We start from the raw sequence: 19773 nt of genomic DNA on the forward strand, positions 1-19773 counted from the left end.
GTTCAGCCACCGTGCTCGGCCACTTTTTTTTTGAGCCAATCGAGCTCAACCTTCAGTCGACCGATTTGTTCATAGAGCTCTGCGGAACTCGGTTCGTCGGTGGTGGCCTTGCTCGCTGAAGGACTCTCGAAAATCGAAATCGCTCCTTCCAACAGCTGCTTTTTCCAAAGTGCAATCTGCGTCGCATGAACTTTATGAATCGATACCAATTCGCTCGTCGTCTTCAATCCACGAATCGCATCCAAGGCAACTTTCGCCTTAAATGGTCCGTCGAATTTACGTCTGCTCCGAGGCACGGTTGTCTCCCGCTCAATTGCTCGACACGATGCCTCAATAATCCTCGATCCAAACTCCGTTTTCTATCTAAGACGGTGGTCCGAAAAACGGGGTCCACTTCACTGTTCCAACTGACATTTAAGATCGAAGGCACGATTCAACGCCGCTTCCAGTTTTTGACGCAAGTCACTCGCAGCCGGTGATTGCTTTGTTTCGTCGGCCGTTGAGACCGATCGCAATTGCTTGGCCAAACTCGCGGCGGCAGATTCGACTTCCGCAAGCGTTTTCATCAATTGCGCCGTTTCTTGAGGACGGCCTGGCCCTCGAGGGGGCTTCGTCACCGATCCGCTTCTCGCGGCGAAACGCTCGAGAAGAACTTTCTGTTCGGTGGACTGTGCAGTGGCAGTGGAGGAATCGATCTCACCGTCCGAAGAAGTCCACTCGCCCGAAGTGGGAGACAACGCATACGTCCGATCCCCAACCTGAACGATCGCCATTGTCTCACCAACATTTGGAATCGCGCGGGTTGTGACACCGCTTGGGATCTTCAAGACGCCCCAATGACACGCTTGGCTGCCGAACCCCAGCACCTGATCATCAATGACGACTACCGCAAATCGCGTCCCCACAATGGCAGTCTTCAAGCGAGGTCGTCCATCTTTGGGAAGGCCAACTGTCACTCGAGCCCAAGCTCCCGCGGTCGTACTGTACGCGGACAATCCATCCGAAGTTTCGATGATCAGCAGTTCTCGGGTCTGAATGCTATTCTTGGGCATGGGATCAACCCCCATTCCTCGTCCGTAGATCGCGCCCTGGAGCGGTACAACACCCTCTTCGGCAGGTTCATCCGCGGTTGTTCGTTCCGTTGTTGCCTTTCGTTCATCTGCCGCATCCGTGTCTGCATCCGGCTTTCTAGATTGTGTCAGAATGGGTGGGCTTGCATCCTTTCGCTTCCAGACCTTCTTCTGAAAAATGGCATCCGATTCTTCCCGACTCATTTTGGGTTTCAAGTCTTCGAGCGCCATTTGCCCTTCTTCATCGAACGTCATCTCGACGGTGAGCTCAGTTCCGGCGGGATTCAGCTTGAGAAGATATGTAACGGTCCCTTTAAACGTGTCGTCACGTTTGACGCTCGCCTGAAACTGCTGCGTCGAGTCGTTCCAAAACAAGAATCGGAATAACTTCTGAGCTTGATCGGGATAAGGGGTATAGTCAAAAACTTCGAAATCAATTTCCTGATCCGCCGAACGCCGAATCTGACATTCCCCTCCACCCATTCGACGGTCAATCAGCCATGTCCCTGAAATACGAGGCTCTATCGCGGAAACAGCGGCATCGTGCTCGCGTCTGCTGATCGGCGGTGGGTTCTCGCCAAGCTCTGCAGAAAGAGCTTCTGATTGCGGTGCTCCTTCTTCCCCCTCGATCGTGTCTCCCGTCGACGAGACTTCGTTCACGGCAACTTCGTCCGTGGAATCCTGCGCGAAGACTGCGTTCCAGCAAATGACGAGGTTCGTACACAACAAGAAGGTCCACATGCATTTCACCATGACTCTGACTTTCTAAAATTAAGGCGTTCGCTTCAGGAGGCATGTAGGAACTCCAGACCGTCTTATAAGCAGCGATGGAGGGGCACTTTGATGAACTCGTCCAAGCGGACAGCTATTGAATTCCCGAATGATCGCCCATACGAAGGTCCAAGGCTTCCACTTGTTCGCTGATCTCGTCCAATTCCTGATCAACCTCATTCCAAGCGGGTGCTTCGTTCGCGGTCGTAGAGGTCTGGGTGTCCGACGCGTTCGCCTCGCTCGAAGCAAGACCGCGCTGAGTAGCAACGGACTCTTGTGGAGATCGAAACCAATTCGTGAGCAGGCCTGCTGACAATGCGATCACGACGATGACAGCAATCAACCTCACTCGCCGCCAGATCGTTTGGCGACCACAACCTTCGGCTGCTTGTGTGGGAACGAGTGCCCAATCACCGACAACCGTGGGCAGCGCAACAGACATCGGCTGCTGCACGTGAGCCAGACATTGTTCGAGCAGCACCGCCACATCCTGGGCCGTTGCGAATCGATCGACCTGGTCCTTGGCTAACAATTTGAGCACGATTCGTTCGAGCCATTCAGGAATCTCCGAATTGATCTCGCGCACAGAACGCGGCACAGTCTCGCGGATGCGACGCAAGACGCCAAATGTCGTCTCGGCTCGGAAGGGAGGTCTGCCGGTACACATCGCATAGAGCACGGCTCCCAAGCTAAACAGATCTGAGCGATGCTCAACGATGTCACCGTTCGCTTGTTCGGGCGACATGTATTGCGGGGTGCCCGCAATGATTCCGGTGCGCGTCAACGTCGCATCATCAACCGCCCGCGCCAAACCAAAGTCGGTCAACAGCACGCGATCAACATTGTCTTCCAGCAAGATGTTTGCAGGTTTGACGTCGCGATGAACGAGCCCTTGCGAGTGGGCCGCCGACAACCCCTGCGCCGTCTGCATTCCGATCCGCAGAATGTCGGCGACTGCAAGCGGCCCCTGACGATCGAGTCGTTGCTGCAGCGATTGGCACGCCACAAACGGCATCACGAGGTAGGGCAGTTTGGCCTGTGCATTCACCGAATGGATTGCCATGACATGCGGATGCACCACCGCTGCGGTCGCTTGAGCTTCACGGGCAAATCGACGACGAGCGGCACCACTGGTGGCCAGATGCGGTGACAAGACTTTCACCGCCACATGCCGATGGAGTTCCTTTTGAAACCCTTTCAGGACGATCCCCATCCCGCCGCGACCGATGATTTCTTCAATCTCATACTCTCCCAGCCGGCCCAGCGCACGGATGTTGTCGCTTGGTTCCAAAAAGTCGACCGCGAAATCAGTCGAAAATTGGGAATCGTCGTCGTCGTCATACCGTGAAGAGCTCGAAACCACATCGTTTTGGCGGCGTTCAGCGCTACGCGACAAGCGCTTTGCCGCTTCGATCCACCATTCATTCGTCGCAGCAAGGATCTCAAATTCCTGTCGGCAGGTCTGACAGGCTTCAAGATGCTCCGAGACAAGGTTTTCTTCTCGTTCTGGCAATGCTTCTTGCAATAGTTGTTGTAGGACCGATTTTTCGTAGTGAGTCTCAGCCGCCATGATTGGCCTCGCAGTCTTCGACAAACCTTCTAAGTCGCGCAATCACGCGCGTCCTTGCCACATAAATGCTCCCCGCGGTCATCCCCAAGCCTTCAGCAACTTGAGCGATTGGTTCATGCAACACGCATGTCCGCCAGAACGCTTGCCAGGTTGAGTCACGAAATTCCTGTCGCACTTGTTCCGCGGCCCACGCGAATACTTCGTTGCGATACTCTTCGTCAAAGTCGGCCACCGTGCGATGATCGGGTTCTGGCAAATTCTGCAGCAATTCGAACATATCCGTTCCACCAGCGCCACGACGCGCAGGCCCATTGACCTTGGCGCCGCGCTGCAGAAACTTAAGGGCCATCTTCCGAGCAATGGCGAACAACCAGCGACGAAACGAGGCGTCGCGACCGTCGGGTTGCCAGCGATCCACTGCTTGCGTGACAGCCAATACAACCTGCTGTGCAACGTCACGCGCATCAGCCTCTTGCAAACCGCGCTGGCGAAGCAATCGTAAGATGAGTGGTTCATAAATTGACACGAACTGAGTCCACGCCTGCTGATCCTGGGGATCTCGCAACCGCAGCATCAAACTCGCGCGTGTCAGTGGTTCCACCATCAACGATTTTCCTTGGTTACAAGATCTATTCCACGCCGCACAAGAATCTTACACAAAATTATTTTGATCCTCGTTGTTTCTTCGGTCCGCGATTCGTTGAACAGGCCGTTCGCCCCGCCTCGATCGTTTAACCCAGACTCGCAGGGGAGGGCGGTGTTCTCCCTGTGGTGTTCGCTCGTCGGCGTTCTCCCTGTCACCGATCAGAATCAAATGCCGCCGTCCCCGGCGCAACAATCCGAGTGATGGTGCGTCCGAATTCCACTTCACCCTCTCCCCAATCCACATCAGACCTCTCGCTGTCCGATGCGATCTCCTCTACAATCCGCCGACTCGTTCTGTTGTTTGTCGAATCCCGAGGAGCCCTGTTTTGCTCTTGCGGGATGCAGGTGTTTGCGCTCACGTTCTGCTCTGTATGAGAGATTTGCTCAGTTATGGCCGGAATCGCAGAGAATCCCATCTCACAATTGACCGATCTGCCAGCCCGTTTGTTGGCACAACCGGGCATGACGGACGTCGTCAACCTCCTTCAACAGGGACAGGAAGCCACAATCGACGGAGCCTGGGGGTCAACCACGGCCCTCGCCGCAGTCACTCTGAGCGAAAAGGCCCCCGGCAGCCTGCTCGTGGTTCTTCCGCATGAGAAGGATGTCGATGGATTCAAGGCGGATGTGGCCGCGTTCGGCCTTAGTCCACAGCTCTTTCCGTCGTGGGCGGCAATCCCCAAAGAGCTCAGTATTATCGATCCCATCCTCGCCAGCCGGTTACGAGTGCTGCGCGCCTTGGAATCGTCGACTCCGCCCAAACTGGTCATCACCACAATCCATGCTCTGCTTCAGCCGGTCCCCAGCCACTCGGATCGGACCGTCGCATCACGTACGATGCGTCTCGGCGAGGAGCTGAATTTAGAAGAACTGATCGCCTGGCTGATTGAACGTGGATTTGAGCGCGTCACTGCAATTGAATTGCCCGGTGAATTCTGCATCCACGGCGGCATCGTCGATATCTTTTCACCAGATATGAGTGCGCCGGTTCGCATCGAACTGTTTGGTGACGAAATCGAATCGATTCGGCTGTTCGATGTCGAATCGCAGCTCAAAGTCAGCGATCTCCAAGAGATCGATATCACAATCGTTTCCCCCATTTCTCACGATGGCAGTCCCGATTCGGACAATGCAACGAGCACTCCTTTGCCGGCCGACACCGCACAGACGGTGCTCAATGCCTCGGCCCTGGAATCGCTGCCACCATCCTCGTGGGTCGTCTTCGTCCAACTTAGTGAAATCGTTGGCGAAGGAAAGCGGTATCTCGACCGCTTGGCCGATCCGAGAGGCCTATTGAGCGTCGAATCGACACTGGAACGGTGCGCGCGACATGCCCATGTGACGATTGCCCCATTGCTGGCGGACACGCAACAGCCCACATGTCATTTGCAAGTCGAGTCGATCGAACGATTCGGCGGTGCCAAGAGTGAAGCCCTGCCTGAACTGGCAAAAATCGTCCAACAAGACGAGATGGTCTTGATCGCCTGTCATAACGAGGCCGCGCGAACACGACTGGCCGAACTCTTGACCGAAGTCTTTCTCGGCGGAGAAAGGAAGGGGGCTCCCCCGGAAGCGCAAAATCCCTTGCGTACCGCAGCCAAAAAAGCGGCAAGCACCACGAACAAGAATCTCGTTGCGACTGATGAACCTGCAGCACCTCCGAAGAAGCCTGCAAAAAAAGAGATCCCTCTGCCGCCAATCAATCCTGTCGCCAGTCGTCCGGCCATGGGCGCCAGCACGGGGGGCGGACTGAAGCGGTTCCTGCGTGGCCCCGCGAAAGACGCCCCAAAGCCTGATGAACAACAACCGGCCGAACAACAAGTTGGCTCATCGGCAGAAATCTCCAATTCAACGGCAGCGTCCTCCACGCCAATCCAGGCCGTCTCATCAGACGACCCGATCAAGACGCATCCGTTCCTTTCACGAATTCGCCTGTGCATCGGACATGTCGCGCAGGGCTTTCGATTGCGATCGGAAAAGCTGATCGTCCTGAGCGACAACGAGCTGTTCGGACGTGCCGATGTTCAACGAACGCCGCGGCGCAGCAAGATCGAATCGCGCGCGATCGACAGCTTTCTGGATCTCAACCCAGGTGATCTAGTCGTCCATCTGTCGCACGGGATTGCGCGTTTCCGCGGGATGGAGGTTCAACAGAAAGGTGAACACACCGAAGATCATCTGGCGCTCGAATTTGGCGGCGGAATCAAGGTGTATGTCCCCGTTTCGCTGATTCATCTCGTGCAGAAATATGTCGGTGGAGGCAAAGCGTCGCCCGAACTTTCAAAGCTGGGCGGCACAAGCTGGGCCAACAAGAAGAAACGTGTCACCGAAGCCGTCTGCGACATGGCCTCGGACATGATCAAGCTTCAGGCCGAACGCGACATGAAGCCGGGGCTGCAGTGTCCGCCCGATAGCCACTGGGTTCAGGAGTTCGATGCAGCCTTCCCCTACACAGAAACCGACGATCAACTGCGGGCGATTGGCGATCTGAAGAAAGATATGGAGCGCCCTCGCCCCATGGATCGCCTGATTTGTGGTGACGTCGGATACGGGAAAACCGAAGTCGCCATGCGAGCTGCCTTCAAAGCAGTGGATGCGGGACGACAAGTCGCGATTCTGGTTCCCACGACAGTCTTGTGCGAACAGCACTTCCGCAGCCTGAGCGAACGAATGGCCGAGTTTCCGGTCAATATCGCGTCGCTCAATCGGTTCAAGTCTGCGAAAGAAGTCCGCGAAACGTTGGAAGGACTGGCCACAGGAACCATCGACATTTGCATCGGCACGCATCGACTTGTCAGTAAAGATGTGAAGTTCAAAGATTTGGGGCTGCTCGTCATCGATGAAGAACAACGGTTCGGCGTAGAAGTGAAAGAACTGCTGAAACATCTACGGCTCGAAGTGGATGTGCTGACTCTGTCGGCAACGCCCATTCCGCGAACACTGCACATGTCGCTGGTGGGCGTGCGTGACATTTCCAATCTGGAAACGCCTCCTCAAGACCGGCAAGCGGTCGAGACGCGAATCTGCCGCTGGGACAAAGAGCTGCTGCGGTCTGCAATCGTGCGCGAACTCAACCGCGATGGACAGATCTATTTCGTCCACAACCGGATCTATAACATCGAGTCGATTGCAGACGACCTTCGCAGTCTCGTCCCAGAAGCCACCGTCGACATCGTGCATGGACAGATGGCGGAAGAACCGATGGAGGCGGCGATGATGAACTTTGTTCAAGGCCGCACCAACATTCTTGTCGCGACGACGATTATCGAAAGTGGGTTGGATATCCCCAATGCCAACACCATTTTTATCAATCAGGCGAATAACTACGGCCTTTCGGATCTGCATCAGTTGCGTGGACGCGTGGGACGCTATAAGCACCGGGCCTACTGTTACCTGCTTCTCGATGACGGAAAGACGTTATCACCTCAGGCATCGCGACGACTGAAGGCTATCGAAGAATTCAGTGAACTCGGTGCGGGCTTCAAGATCGCCATGCGCGATTTGGAAATCCGCGGTGCAGGGAATATTCTGGGAACGGAACAGTCAGGGCACATCGCCTCCGTCGGGTATGAACTGTACTGTCAGTTGTTGGAGAACGCCGTTCGGGCGGCAAAACGACAGCCGTTGCGCGAGCATCGGCACGTCGAAGTCAATCTTCCGGTGACGGCGTATCTTCCCCCCGACTATATCCCCGAAGGCCGACCGAAAATCGAGATCTATCGCAAGTTTTCGCTGGTCTCGACACGCGAACTACTTGAGGAACTAAAAACAGAACTCCGCGACCGATTCGGTCCGTTGCCTGAGCCGGTTGAAAAGATGATTCAGATTCGCGAGTTGCAGATTCTGGCGATCCGCTGGCAAATCGACGACATCCATCTGGAACCCAACTACGCAGTCTTTGGATATCGCAATCCGAAGAAAATCAACAAGCTGGCACGCTTGAGTTCTGTGCCGGTCCGCGTTGTTGATGATCGCGAGGCCTGCCTGGTGCTGCCACCACGGCTGACAGACCCCGAAGAAATACTCGCGTTGCTCAAGACTGTCCTCGAATCCGAACTGCCGACCTTTGCGGATCAGTCTTACCACAGCGACTGACCACAGCGACTGAGATGCCACGGATTTGATGCGGACTGCGTCAGGCGATTTGGAATAATGGGGACTGGCTCTGCCAGGTGCCTGTCCCCATTATTCCAAATCGCCGGCCAGCAATCGGATCTTCGGTTTTGAATGAAGATTCCGTCGCAGAAATTGAAGTCAAAAGATCCCAGCGCTGATCGCCGAGCATCCGTAGTGACATCGAGAATTCCCCTCATTCCTTACCTCTCGCATGGTTGTAAGAAAGGGGACAGGTACCTGGGGGGAGCCAGCCCCCCTTTCGTTCAACACACTATCACTCGTTCGATTGCCACGCTTTCAGTTTTCGCTGCAAGGTGCGAACCGAAATTCCCAGCGCTTCCGCGGCACGTGTCCGATTCCCTTGAAATCGATCGAGTGCCGAAAGTATGGCCGACCGTTCGAGACTTTGAAGAGGACTTTCTCCCACGAACAATTCTGATTTTGGCGCCGCCGGATTCCCGCTCAGATAGGCGGGAAGATCCTCAATCGACAGCGGATTTTGCTTGCCCATCACGACCATGTTTTCGATGGCATTTCGCAACTGACGAACATTGCCGGGCCACTCGTAATTCTGCAGGAACTCGCGCAGCTCACCCGACAACTCAATCCCTGGTCGATTGTGACGTTCACGACATTCCTGTAAGAACCGGTCGATCAAGAGTGCGACATCGCCGGGGCGGTTGCGAAGGGGTGGCAATTCGATCGTCAATACATTCAATCGATAGAACAAGTCTTCGCGAAACTGATTCTGCTGGATCAACTCCTGCAAGTTTCGGCTGGTTGCGGCGATCACACGCACGTCGACACGGCGATCTTCATTAGTTCCCACGGGACTGATCGTCAGGTTCTCGAGCACTCGCAACAGCTTCACCTGCGCCGCCAACGGAAAATCACCGATTTCGTCGATGAATAGCGTTCCCTGATGCGCGGCTTCAAACCGGCCAATTCGGTCCGAGTCTGCGCCCGTGAACGCTCCTTTCACCGCTCCAAACAGTTCTGCCTCAGCAAGGCTTTCCGGAACAGCAGCCATGTTCACGGCGACGAATGGACCGTTCGCTCGACGGCTTAAGCGGTGAATCGCCTCTGCCACCAGTTCCTTCCCCGTTCCCGATTCCCCCAGGATCAGAACCAACCCTTCTGCGACGGCCACGCGCTGAATTTGTTCGCTCAAGATCTTCATGGGCGGCGATTGTCCAATGATGGCTGCCAGTTCCGGTACGGAATCGGAATCGCCACTTCGATTCTCTGAATGCTCTGGTTCGCGGACAACCAAACGGCGGATCAGCAGCAGCAGGCCTTCCGGGTTCAACGGTTTCTGCAGGTAATCCTCGGCACCAAGCTTAATCGCACCGACGGCCGAACTGACTTCACCGTAGGCCGTCACGACGACAAAGGGCGTTTCCGGCCGACGCGACTTCCAGGCTTGCAGCAAATTGACGCCGCTTTCCTGCCCGAGTCGCAGATCGGAAATCACGAGCGACACAGAGTCTGTCACGAAGGCCAGCGCTTCGGTGCAGTTCTTTGCCGTCAGCGGCTGATATCCCTCGGCGCGCAACAGTCGTGCCAGCGCGTCACGTTCGCGAGGTTGATCTTCCACGATCAAAATACGAGGTTTATTGGTCACGCGGTCCTCTTCCGATGATGGTCGTCATGCCAAGCGGGCCATTTGACGCGAAACTGGCAGCATCCGGCGTCGGCGACAACGCACTCGACGTCTCCACCAGTTCGCTCGACAAGGCTTCGAACCAAGGCCAGCCCGAGTCCTGTCCCTTCGTCCTTGGTCGAAAAAAAAGGGGAAAACAATCGCTCACGAAATTCCGGGCGAATGCCTTCACCATTGTCGGTTACGGTGACTTCGACACAATCGGCGCTGTGCGCCAGCTCAATCTGAATCTGCCCATCTTTCGCAGGAACGGCATCCCGTGCATTCGTCAGCAGATTCAATAGCACCTGTCGCACCTGCCCTCGGCCCGCGCGAATCAAAAAACCTGAATCCTCTGACAAATTCACCGTCAGCGAAACTCCCCGCGCACTCAAGGTTGGAGCGAGAAATTGGACCAGACGATCGACTTCCTCGGCAACATCGACGACGACACTCTCGGCATCGTCGACACGGGCGAACCCCAACAACAATGTCATCAGGCTGTCAACGCGTTCAATCTCGCGAACCGATTCACTGAGCATCGTGATCATTTCGTCATGATCCAATCCGGCATCCCCACGAAACACGCGGTCGGCCATGAAGAGATTGAGACGTACGGAATTCAGTGGATTGCGGACCTCATGAGCGAGGCCGACAATCAGGGAACTGAGCTCTTTCAAGCGACGTGCATCGGATTGCTTTAAGGCATCTTCCAACAAGAACGAACGACGTGTCATCTGATAGAGCGCAAGACTTGATAAGAGAACCACGGCAGTAATTCCCCCGATCACAATTGTCCAACCAAGATCACTGTGCCGCAATGCCTGTGAGATCTGCTGATCGATCCAGCATTGATTCGCGCCCGCGTGATAGGCGCCGATCGTGACCCCGTCGATCCGAATAGGAATGGGAATGTCCAGCGTCCACAGCCCGCCCGTCAACGCACGACAATTCGTGGAATAGACGTCGTCTCCCGCATCAAGAACGGGTTGCGCGTTCCAGTCGGCACAAAGCATTCCCCCCTCGCGCTCGGGATCACTGTGGGAAAGAATTTTTCCAGCGCTGTCCACAACCGCACCATGAACGCTGTCGGGAGGGGGTACAAATTTCTCCCAGTGCTCTCTGAGCACGTTTGATTGCGCCACAATCGCCAATTCCTGACGATCGATCGATTGACTTAATCGGCGTTCAATCCAGTTTGCAGTTCGTTCCGCGTGTGATCGAATGCGTGTGATCTCACTGCGCAGCACCGATTCTCGTGCATATTCACGTTCCTGATACGCCCCCCACCCCCCCAGCAACAAGACCAGGACCAAGGCAATCGAGATGCACAGTGCAGGGGCCCGAGGATGAAATTGTTTTCGAACAAGTTCGGAAATCATGTGCCTGTCGTGATTCGCGGATCAATTGAAGCAGATTGCCGCGTCAAACGGCATCAAAACGGCCCCACACATTCTGAAACGAGACTGACGACGACTTCTCTGCGAAGCGTGTGCCGCATCGCAAAGAAGGGTACCACTGAGCCGCAATGGATCGACCAAGCTCTCATATCGTCTGTCGCTGCCGTACACGTCACCTCAATCACTTTCGAGCTGGATTTCAGGTTCGCAGCCACGACAAGCTGACGCGACGGCCCCTTCCAGTACGACAGTTTGTCGCCCCAGTCGTTGTCGCATTTTTAGAAATGGAATTTTGACAATTTTCTTAAAGCCGTGCCTCAAATGGGTTGGGGCAATTCACGAATCACCTTGCTCTGTCGGCATAGTGATTGCCATCGCTGGTCATTGGCGGATGTCTGCGAAGAGCATCTTCCACGCGACGGATTTTCGCGTTTACTGCCATTAAGGAGTCCTCAATGATCACGATGCTTCTGCTGCTTGCCACACTTTGGTCCCCCGTTCGTCGCCGTCGCGCCCAGAAGGACGCTGCCTGCGACGCGGCCTGCGTCAAAGGCCAACAGCTTTATTGGGGAATGAGACCCCAAGTTGTTCCATCCGGAACATTGGGGATGTTTTAGATCGACGATGGCCTGCAGTGAGTTCGACGTCGTTTTGAGCTCGACACAGCTGCCACTTGTCAGATGGCACGACCTGATTCGGCCGTCAAGCAGATCGTCAGGCGCGCGTGGCTCACCATCAGGTCCGCTCCGCAGCGCAACACTCTTATGAGGCGCGAAGTATGTTCAGACTCATTTATTCCATGAACTAAAAAGGATTTTGTCCATGGTTTCACAACGTTTATTAATGATCTCGACTCACGGATATGTCTCTGCCTCTCCGAAACTGGGTATGCCCGATACGGGAGGGCAAGTCGTCTATGTGCTGGAGCTTTCCAAGGCATTGGCGGCACGCGGCTTCGAAGTCGATATCCTGACTCGGGGATTTGAAGATCAGCCGCTATACGAGCCTGTCGCGGAGGGGGTGCGCATCCGGCGAGTTAGGTATGGTGGCGACGAGTTTCGCCCCAAAGAACTGCTGGCTCGGTTTGTGCCAGAACTCGCGAGATCTTATCTGCGCGATATTGATCTCGTGCAGCGCGACTATGATTTGATTAACAGTCATTACTGGGACGCAGGAATTGCCGGCGTCTGGCTCGCCCGGCACCTTCGCATTCCGCATATCCATACACCACACTCGCTCGGGCTGTTGAAACAACAGAATCGAGGCTGGGGTCAGGCGGGGGCCTCATCCGCCGACCATCTCGAAGAACGCATTCGCAGTGAACGAGTGGTCTATCATCATGCCGATCTTGTCATCACGACGGCCGCCGAACAATCTCGATGCCTGAACGAATCGGATGAATACAACGTCAACGATGAAAAGATCGTGCAGATTCCGCCGGGATTCGACCACACGTTATTTCATCCGCAGCACGAAGAGGATCGGCAGGCCCTGAAACAGAAACTGGGCTGGTTCACACCCACCGTATTTGCCGCCGGACGAATCGCACGCAGCAAAGGATACGACCTTCTGCTTCGAGCTTTTCCCGCCGTCGTACAGCGAATTCCCGATGCCAAACTGGTCTTGGCGATCGGAAGCGCCGATCCCACAAGCGAAGAACAAGTGCTGCTCAACGAATTGGCTGACTTGGCCGCGCAACTTGGAATCGCTGACAGCACAACAATTACCCCCAGTGTCAATCAGCAGGAGCTGGCTGACTGGTATCGCGCGGCGGATGTCTTCGTCCTCTGCAGCCGGAACGAACCGTTTGGAATGACGGCGATCGAAGCGATGGCCAGCGGAATTCCAACTGTCGTCAGTACTCATGGTGGACTCTGGGAAGAACTGACGTGGGGTCAAGACTGCATTTATTGTGATCCGCTCGACAGCGACGCGTTAGCCCAGGCAATCTACTCGCCGTTGGCACAGCCACGAATTCGTCAGCAGTTGGCTTCGGGAGGCGCCTCGACCGCACTTTCGCGCTATACCTGGAACGAAGTTGCCCGACAAATCCTCAACTGCTGCACCGACCAGCGCTGGCTGCGATCGCCTGCGAGCTTTGATCTCGTCATGAACGAATACTGAAAATCAAGGAAGGAGTTCAGGTCGACAATGCGACCCCTAGCCACAACTGAGCGACCGCCATGGATGGTAGTCAGCGACTTGGACGGCACGATCCTCGGAAACGCGGATGCCACCGATCGATTTCGGCAATGGTGGTATGCCACCAATATCCCCATGTATCTGGTCTATTCATCGGGTCGTCACTATGCGTCCGTCGGGGCGTCGATCCGAGAGTTTGACTTGCCAACCCCTGATGCCGTCATTGCCGATGTCGGGACCGACATGCGTGCGTTTCCATCTGGAATTCCCTTCACGGAATGGTCCAGTCGCTGGTGGTCAAACTGGCAGCTCGACGACATCTGCGCCGTGCTGGACACGCAACCTGAACTCAAACCTCAACCCCTTGAATGCCAGTCGGCGTTCAAGCGCAGTTACTTTGTCCAGAACCCGCCAACCGATTGGTTGGCAAAGATACGCCATCGACTTCGTGCACGACGATTGTCCGCAGATCTGATCTATAGCTCCGATCGCGACCTCGATGTCTTACCCACCGGGGCTAATAAAGGATCGGCGGCTGAATTTCTGGCCCAACGCTGGGGTATCCCCCGCTCGCGAGTCCTCGTCGCGGGAGACTCTGGCAACGATGTGTCGATGTTCGTGCAAGGATTTCGTGGAATTGTCGTCGGAAATGCCCAACTGGACCTGGATCATCTCACCGGGCCGAATATTTATCGATCAATCCGACGATTTGCAGACGGGGTCATTGACGGCTTGGAGTTCTGGCTCGAACGCGGCCCGGCCGGCGCCAACGCCTTCCAGAAACCATCTCATCTCCAACGCGACGTCGCTTCACGTGACGTCTCTACAGAGGTTCATTGAATGCAGCTCAGGGCCATCGAATTCCAGCACGCGTTCCTCTCCGAACAGAATCTTTCCGCACTGGGAAATGATCTGAACGCGATCGGGGCAAAATTTCAGCTCCCTCTGAACTGTTCGCCCCCCGTAAAATCGAGAAGAACCCAGATCGTGTACTTCTTGATCCTCGATCCGGTTGTGGAATTTGACCTGAATCAGGTCTCGGCCGAAGCGATCGAATCCATCCTTCGACGCTATGGCTTCGAGAAACGAAATCCGCCCGCACCTGAAATGATTAATCCCGAACGCCTGCTTTCACGCATCTCACGCTGATTTCACGATCGTGGTCTGTCGATCGGGCGAGGGGCGTCCAGCGACAGACCACGTCGTGAACTGTGTTCTCGCGCCGGTTGTCGCTCATCTCCAGCAACACTTTCCCACAGATGACTTTACGCCGCATCGAATACACACGCTGCTCAATCATCGCACCGCAATTCGCACGCTCGGACCGGCAGTTCGCACGACAGCAAACTTCAGACCAAATTCAGGATCTCGACAAAAGAATTGCCCCTGCTGCCAATCTTCTTTCCATTCTGCCGCAGCGAAACGCCACCTTCCGCAAATCACAACGCAATGTTCATTCGTTGATGTCCAGCTCGCATAAACAGCTTACAAACCTGAAATAAAATTTAAGTCTTTACTGGATATACACATAAACATTAAGAAAGTGTAATCTTCGCACGAAAGCTCGTTCCAAAGCGATTGATGGGACGATATCAATTCTGTAATCCATGAGGAATGCGCGAGTTCTTTGCTTCGGTATGCGCATTGCTTACATGACCTTAAGAAACTCGGAGAGGCTCCGCGTTTGGTGGAATTTGAGGGTGTTCTGACGAAGCCGTTATCCAATCCGAATTGGATCAGGAACGCGTTCAGAGCCTGAAAATCAGCGGAAACATCGGGAGACAGACATGTCGGCTGACGCCGTTTCTTCGTCGAAAGAGCGTACAAATCGCTTCACAGAGTTTGTGTCGACGACGATCGCGAATGCGAAATATTTTGGCATCCTGCTCGGTCTTTTGGCGATCGGGGCCGCAGGTCATCAGACCCACTGGAGCTTCGGATTAACGAAGCATGACGAGAAAGCCCAACATGACGCGGTGACCGCCGAGGCGGGCGTCGACAGTACGCCTCAAACCGATGGCTGGGAAGTTCAGTTCCCCTCCGAGACCTCGATGCAGCGTTCCGGCGTAAAAACCGCCGTCATCGAACAAAGAACGATGCTTGAACGGGTGAAGACGACGGGCGTCATCACTTATGACGAACGTATGAGTGCCAGTCTATCCGCACGTGTGTCGGGTTCAGTCTGGCGCGTGGTAAAGCAGGTCGGTGATCCCGTCCGTCGCGGAGACGTACTGGTCATCATCGACGCCGCGGAGGTGGGCCGCGCGAAGGCAGAATTCTTAAGTGATCTTGTCGCGGTCGAATCAAAAGAAGAACTGCTGCTGACACTCGAGTCCATCACCGGTGCGGTATCGGGACGGCAAGTGCGTGAAGCCCGCGTCGCCTTGCGAGAAGCACGAATTCGACTCGAGAATACCGAGCAAGCACTGGTCAACCTGGGACTAAGCGTCCGCATGGAAGCGTTTGAAAAACTGAGCGACAACGAACGATCCGCGAAACTCCATTTTCTGGGACTTCCCGAATCGATCACAAAGGAACTGGATTCCTCGCAAACAACCTCCAATTTGCTGGCCCTCACCGCATCATTCGATGGTGTCGTGATTCGCCAGGGGGCCGCTTTGGGTGAAATGGTTCAAGCGGGACAACCCTTCCTGGAACTTGCCGACCTTCGGAAAATGTGGCTGAAGCTGGACGTTGCGAAGGAAGATGCTTCAAAACTGGCCCCAGGTCAACGTGTTCGATTTACCCCCGATGGTCTCGATCGAGAACTTGATAGCTCGGTCACATGGATCAGCACCGAGATGAATGAACAGACACGGACACTGCAAGTGCGGGCCGAAGTCGACAATCCGGTGATCTCAACGAACCCGGCTACAGGGCACGAAGTCCGGTTGTTGCGCGCAAACACGTTCGGAATTGGAATGATCACGCTGGGCGAAGCGAATGCCGCGTTCGTAATCCCAACCACCGCGTTATTGCATGCCGACAGTCAACCCATGATCTTCATCAAGACGGGTGAACTGACGTTCGAAAGAATGAACGTCAAGATGGGCGTGCGCGAGAAACGCTACATTGAAGTCCAATCCCCGGATCTGAAACCAGGACTAGAAGTTGTGGTGGAAGGGTGCCACGTTTTGAAGTCGGAATGGATGCTGAACCACGTGGCCTCTGCGGCACCGTGATGCCCGGTTGTTTCCGGTCACCCCTCATGTGACGGCCGCGGTGGATCAGTGCGCTCTCCTCTTTCGTAGCCAAGCCCTCCCATGCTTCAATCGATTATTGCCTGGTCGCTGAACCACCGTCTGCTTGTGTTGCTCGGTGCTGGCATCATTTGCCTCGCCGGGTATTGCGCCGGGAATGCCTTGAATGTCGATGCATTTCCCGACACGACGCCGGTTCAGGTTCAAATCAACACCGTCGCAGGCGCTCTCGTTCCCGAGGAAGTCGAACGACAAGTCACATTCCCGGTCGAGATGTCGTTGGGAGGACTGCCGGGACTCGAACAATTGCGATCGGTTTCACAGTTTGGACTCTCGCAAGTCATTGTGACGTTCAAAGACGGAACCAACATCTATTTCGCCCGCCAGCTCATCAACGAGCGACTGTCCGGCGTCGAAGTTCCGGCTGGAATTGGACGCCCCGAAATGGGTCCGGTCTCAACCGGGTTGGGCGAAGTCTTCCACTACACCCTGACTTCCGAAGATGGCGACCTGACCGCTGCCAAGACTTTGCACGACTGGGAAATCAAACCCACGATGCGAACCGTTCCTGGTTCGGCGGAAATCAACTCGTGGGGTGGCCTGAAGAAGCAGTATCAGGTACGGCTTGACCCCGTCCGGTTGGTCAAACATGGCCTGAAGTTCGAGCAAGTTTTAGAGGCGGTTTCGGCCAACAATCTGAACGTTGGTGGTGGAAGCATCCGGCAATCGGGTGACTCGGTCCTGGTCCACGGCGTCGGCCGGACCATCAATATTGATCAGATCCGTGGAATCGTCATCACCGCCGTGGATGGAGTGCCGATTCGCGTTCGTGATGTCGCCGACGTGGTCGTCTCGCACGAAATGCGACGTGGTGTCGTGACAGCGAACGGACAGGGCGAAGTTGTCCTCGGCCTGGGCTTCATGCTGATGGGCGAAAACAGCTATGCCGTCACTAACCGCTTGCGGGAAAAATATGAAGAAGTCAAGCAGACGCTGCCAGACGGATTCCACATGGATATCGTCTATGACCGCACGGCCCTGGTGAACCGTGTGATCGAGACGGTCAAGAACAACCTGTGCGAAGGGGCGTACCTCGTCGTCGTCTTGCTGTTTTTGCTGCTCGGAAATCTTCGTGCCGGCCTGATTGCGGCCGTTGCGATCCCTCTCTCGATGCTGGTCGGATTCTGTGGAATGTGGTCCACGGGGATTGCCGCATCATTGCTCAGCCTGGGGGCAATCGACTTCGGAATCGTCGTTGATAGTTCGGTGGTCGTCATCGAAAATATCATTCGACGGTTGGCGCATCGCGGCCCCTGCTCGGGCGAAGAGCGTCTGCGCATCATTCGTGACGCCGCCTCAGAAGTGCGAATTCCGACCGTCTTCGGTCAGTTGATCATCATGATCGTCTACCTGCCCATTCTTTCCCTGGAAGGAATTGAAGGAAAGATGTTCCGCCCCATGGCGATCACGGTGATTTTCATCCTGATTGGATCACTGATCCTGTCACTGACGTTGACACCGGTTCTGGCCAGTCTGGTGTTGCCGCGGACAGTGGAAGAAAAAGACGTGTCGCTGATCCGGTTTGCACAGTGGATCTATCGCCCGATGCTCCGATTGGCCCTGCGTTGCCGCTGGCTGGTCTTGGTCGGTGCGATCGTGGGACTTGGATTGACGCTCAAGACCGCCTTAGACCTGGGATCGGAATTCGTACCGCGATTGTCCGAAGGTGACATTGTGATTGGCGTGATGCGAGCTCCCGGCACAAGCCTGGAAGAATCCGCCAAGATGAACACGCAAATGGAGCGGTTGCTACTCGAAAAATTTCCCGATGAAATTTCGCATCTCTGGAGCCGCGTCGGAGCCCCGGAAGTGGCGACGGACGCCGGGAACGTCGAAGTGACCGATATGTTCGTGGCGCTCAAACCGCGGTCGGAATGGAAAAAAGCCACGACGCAATCCGCACTTGTCGATCTGATGGTCAAAGAGGTCGACCAATTCAAGGGACAAATCACGTGGTTCACGCAGCCAATTGAACTGCGAATCAACGAGATGGTGTCTGGTGTGCGAGCCGACGTCGCCCTCAAGCTGTTTGGTGACGATTTCAATACGCTGATCCCGAAAGCACAAGAACTGCAATCGGTCCTCGCCGAACTAAAAGGATGCAGCGATCTCACCGTTGAGCAGGTCACGGGACAGCCCATTCTGAGAATTTCCCTCGAACAAGACGAAATCGCCCGTTACGGAATTTCGGCCCGGGCGGTCCTGGATGTGGTCGAATCGATCAGCAGCAAAGTGATTGGAGAAGTCGTCGAAGGACAGCTTCGATTCCCGCTGGTCGCGCGACTGCCTGATGAACTGCGCGAGAACCCCGAAGTCATCGGGCGTATCTTGTTGTCAGCACCCAACGGAGCACAATTGCCGTTGTCACGCGTGGCAAACATCCAACGCCTCAGCGGACCCAAGATGATCACACGCGAATGGGGAAAACGCCGAATCACCGTCCAGTGCAATGTTCGCGGTCGTGACGTCGGCAGCTTCGTCACCGAAGCGCAGCAGAAGATTCAAAAGCAGATCGATCTCCCGAAGGATCAATTCCGCATTGAATGGGGCGGTCAGTTCGAGAATATGCGTCGGGCACAGCAGCGACTGATGATCGTGGTACCACTGGCGCTCAGTCTGATCGTGGGACTGCTCTATCTGACATACCGTAGCATCCCCGACACCATGATCGTCTTCACGAGTGTTCCGTTCGCCTGCGTCGGTGGCATCATGGCGCTGTCGATGCGAGAAATGCCGCTGTCGATTTCGGCAGCCGTGGGCTTCATCACACTGTCCGGCGTGTCCGTGCTTAGCAGCATGATTCTCGCGTCGGCATGGCGTGCGGGAAACACACTCGACAGTCATCACCAACCGGAATTGTCGCACCATGGTGGGATTGCCGATGACCCCAAAGAGGCTCCGGCTCGCCCATCGATCACAGAGATTTCGGTCAACTGCCTGCGAACAATCCTGATGACAGCTCTGGTTGCCAGTGTCGGATTTATTCCCATGGCCACCAGCGAAGGGTCAGGCGCCGAAGTCCAGCGTCCGCTCGCCACAGTGGTCATCGGCGGCGTCATCAGCAGTATGTTCTTCACGCTCTTCGTGCTACCGATCCTGTTCGGCATGCGAGGTAACCCAAACGCCCCGGCCGAAAAAGCGGCGATCCGGGCATGAT

The 19773-nt window shown here is 55.4% G+C and carries 13 protein-coding genes; 7 read left to right on the forward strand and 6 right to left on the reverse strand.

Features of this window, described 5'->3' with window-relative positions; translation table 11 throughout:
* Positions 1-2: 2 nt before the first annotated feature.
* From OSO_RS0128140 to OSO_RS0128155, 4 genes are all read right to left on the reverse strand, one after another.
* A complete protein-coding gene (locus OSO_RS0128140) occupies positions 3-296 on the reverse strand; it encodes an IS3 family transposase (protein ID WP_010582138.1) in 294 nt (97 codons plus the stop codon).
* Positions 297-395: 99 nt separating this feature from the next.
* Positions 396-1811, reverse strand: coding sequence for a hypothetical protein (locus OSO_RS0128145; protein WP_029247567.1), 1416 nt, complete (start codon positions 1809-1811; stop codon positions 396-398).
* Between the two features lie 124 nt (positions 1812-1935).
* Positions 1936-3411, reverse strand: a complete 1476-nt coding sequence (locus OSO_RS0128150) for a serine/threonine-protein kinase (RefSeq protein ID WP_010586332.1) — start codon at positions 3409-3411, stop codon at positions 1936-1938.
* Positions 3401-4015 (reverse strand): sigma-70 family RNA polymerase sigma factor, encoded by a 615-nt coding sequence (locus OSO_RS0128155; RefSeq protein ID WP_010586333.1) that lies wholly within the window; start codon positions 4013-4015, stop codon positions 3401-3403. Before OSO_RS0128155 ends, OSO_RS0128150 begins: the two co-directional genes overlap by 11 nt.
* A gap of 431 nt (positions 4016-4446) precedes the next feature.
* Here OSO_RS0128155 and mfd point away from each other — a divergent pair, with 431 nt between their 5' ends.
* Complete coding sequence (gene mfd, locus OSO_RS48685) at positions 4447-8151, forward strand: transcription-repair coupling factor (RefSeq protein WP_010586335.1); 3705 nt, start codon at positions 4447-4449, stop codon at positions 8149-8151.
* Positions 8152-8446: 295 nt separating this feature from the next.
* Here the strand turns inward: mfd and OSO_RS0128175 are convergent, their stop codons facing one another.
* Positions 8447-9796, reverse strand: a complete 1350-nt coding sequence (locus tag OSO_RS0128175) for a sigma-54-dependent transcriptional regulator (RefSeq protein WP_010586336.1) — start codon at positions 9794-9796, stop codon at positions 8447-8449.
* Positions 9793-11196: a sensor histidine kinase gene (locus OSO_RS0128180; RefSeq protein WP_010586337.1), complete on the reverse strand. Its 1404-nt coding sequence runs from the start codon at positions 11194-11196 to the stop codon at positions 9793-9795. Before OSO_RS0128180 ends, OSO_RS0128175 begins: the two co-directional genes overlap by 4 nt.
* 473 nt (positions 11197-11669) lie before the next feature.
* Here OSO_RS0128180 and OSO_RS51030 point away from each other — a divergent pair, with 473 nt between their 5' ends.
* The 6 genes from OSO_RS51030 (at position 11670) to OSO_RS0128220 (ending at position 19772) form a co-directional block, all read left to right on the forward strand.
* Entirely contained in the window at positions 11670-11831 is a 162-nt protein-coding gene (locus OSO_RS51030) for a hypothetical protein (RefSeq protein WP_157605492.1), read from the forward strand.
* A gap of 205 nt (positions 11832-12036) precedes the next feature.
* A complete protein-coding gene (locus tag OSO_RS45465) occupies positions 12037-13338 on the forward strand; it encodes a glycosyltransferase (RefSeq protein ID WP_010586338.1) in 1302 nt (433 codons plus the stop codon).
* 27 nt (positions 13339-13365) lie between these two features.
* A complete protein-coding gene (locus OSO_RS0128200; RefSeq protein WP_083842980.1) occupies positions 13366-14196 on the forward strand; it encodes an HAD-IIB family hydrolase in 831 nt (276 codons plus the stop codon).
* Entirely contained in the window at positions 14197-14505 is a 309-nt protein-coding gene (locus OSO_RS0128205) for a hypothetical protein (protein WP_010586340.1), read from the forward strand.
* Between the two features lie 638 nt (positions 14506-15143).
* The gene (locus tag OSO_RS0128215; protein ID WP_010586341.1) at positions 15144-16538 is read left to right on the forward strand and encodes an efflux RND transporter periplasmic adaptor subunit; all 1395 of its coding nucleotides are present in this window, start codon (positions 15144-15146) and stop codon (positions 16536-16538) included.
* 81 nt (positions 16539-16619) lie between these two features.
* Positions 16620-19772 carry an efflux RND transporter permease subunit gene (locus OSO_RS0128220; protein ID WP_010586342.1) on the forward strand — a complete coding sequence of 1051 codons (3153 nt, stop codon included), beginning with the start codon at positions 16620-16622 and terminating at the stop codon, positions 19770-19772.
* The last annotated feature ends 1 nt before the right edge of the window (position 19773 follow it).

The organism is Schlesneria paludicola DSM 18645 (genome assembly GCF_000255655.1).
Lineage (GTDB): Bacteria > Planctomycetota > Planctomycetia > Planctomycetales > Planctomycetaceae > Schlesneria > Schlesneria paludicola.

Excerpts from the sequence above, each read along its gene's own strand:
- OSO_RS0128145 (WP_029247567.1), bottom strand. The coding sequence starts at position 1,811 with ATGTGGACCTTCTTGTTGTGTACGAACCTCGTCATTTGCTGGAACGCA.
- OSO_RS0128150 (WP_010586332.1), bottom strand. The coding sequence starts at position 3,411 with ATGGCGGCTGAGACTCACTACGAAAAATCGGTCCTACAACAACTATTG.
- OSO_RS0128155 (WP_010586333.1), bottom strand. The coding sequence starts at position 4,015 with ATGGTGGAACCACTGACACGCGCGAGTTTGATGCTGCGGTTGCGAGAT.
- mfd (WP_010586335.1), top strand. The coding sequence starts at position 4,447 with ATGGCCGGAATCGCAGAGAATCCCATCTCACAATTGACCGATCTGCCA.
- OSO_RS0128180 (WP_010586337.1), bottom strand. The coding sequence starts at position 11,196 with ATGATTTCCGAACTTGTTCGAAAACAATTTCATCCTCGGGCCCCTGCA.
- OSO_RS51030 (WP_157605492.1), top strand. The coding sequence starts at position 11,670 with ATGATCACGATGCTTCTGCTGCTTGCCACACTTTGGTCCCCCGTTCGT.
- OSO_RS45465 (WP_010586338.1), top strand. The coding sequence starts at position 12,037 with ATGGTTTCACAACGTTTATTAATGATCTCGACTCACGGATATGTCTCT.
- OSO_RS0128200 (WP_083842980.1), top strand. The coding sequence starts at position 13,366 with ATGCGACCCCTAGCCACAACTGAGCGACCGCCATGGATGGTAGTCAGC.
- OSO_RS0128205 (WP_010586340.1), top strand. The coding sequence starts at position 14,197 with ATGCAGCTCAGGGCCATCGAATTCCAGCACGCGTTCCTCTCCGAACAG.
- OSO_RS0128215 (WP_010586341.1), top strand. The coding sequence starts at position 15,144 with ATGTCGGCTGACGCCGTTTCTTCGTCGAAAGAGCGTACAAATCGCTTC.
- OSO_RS0128220 (WP_010586342.1), top strand. The coding sequence starts at position 16,620 with ATGCTTCAATCGATTATTGCCTGGTCGCTGAACCACCGTCTGCTTGTG.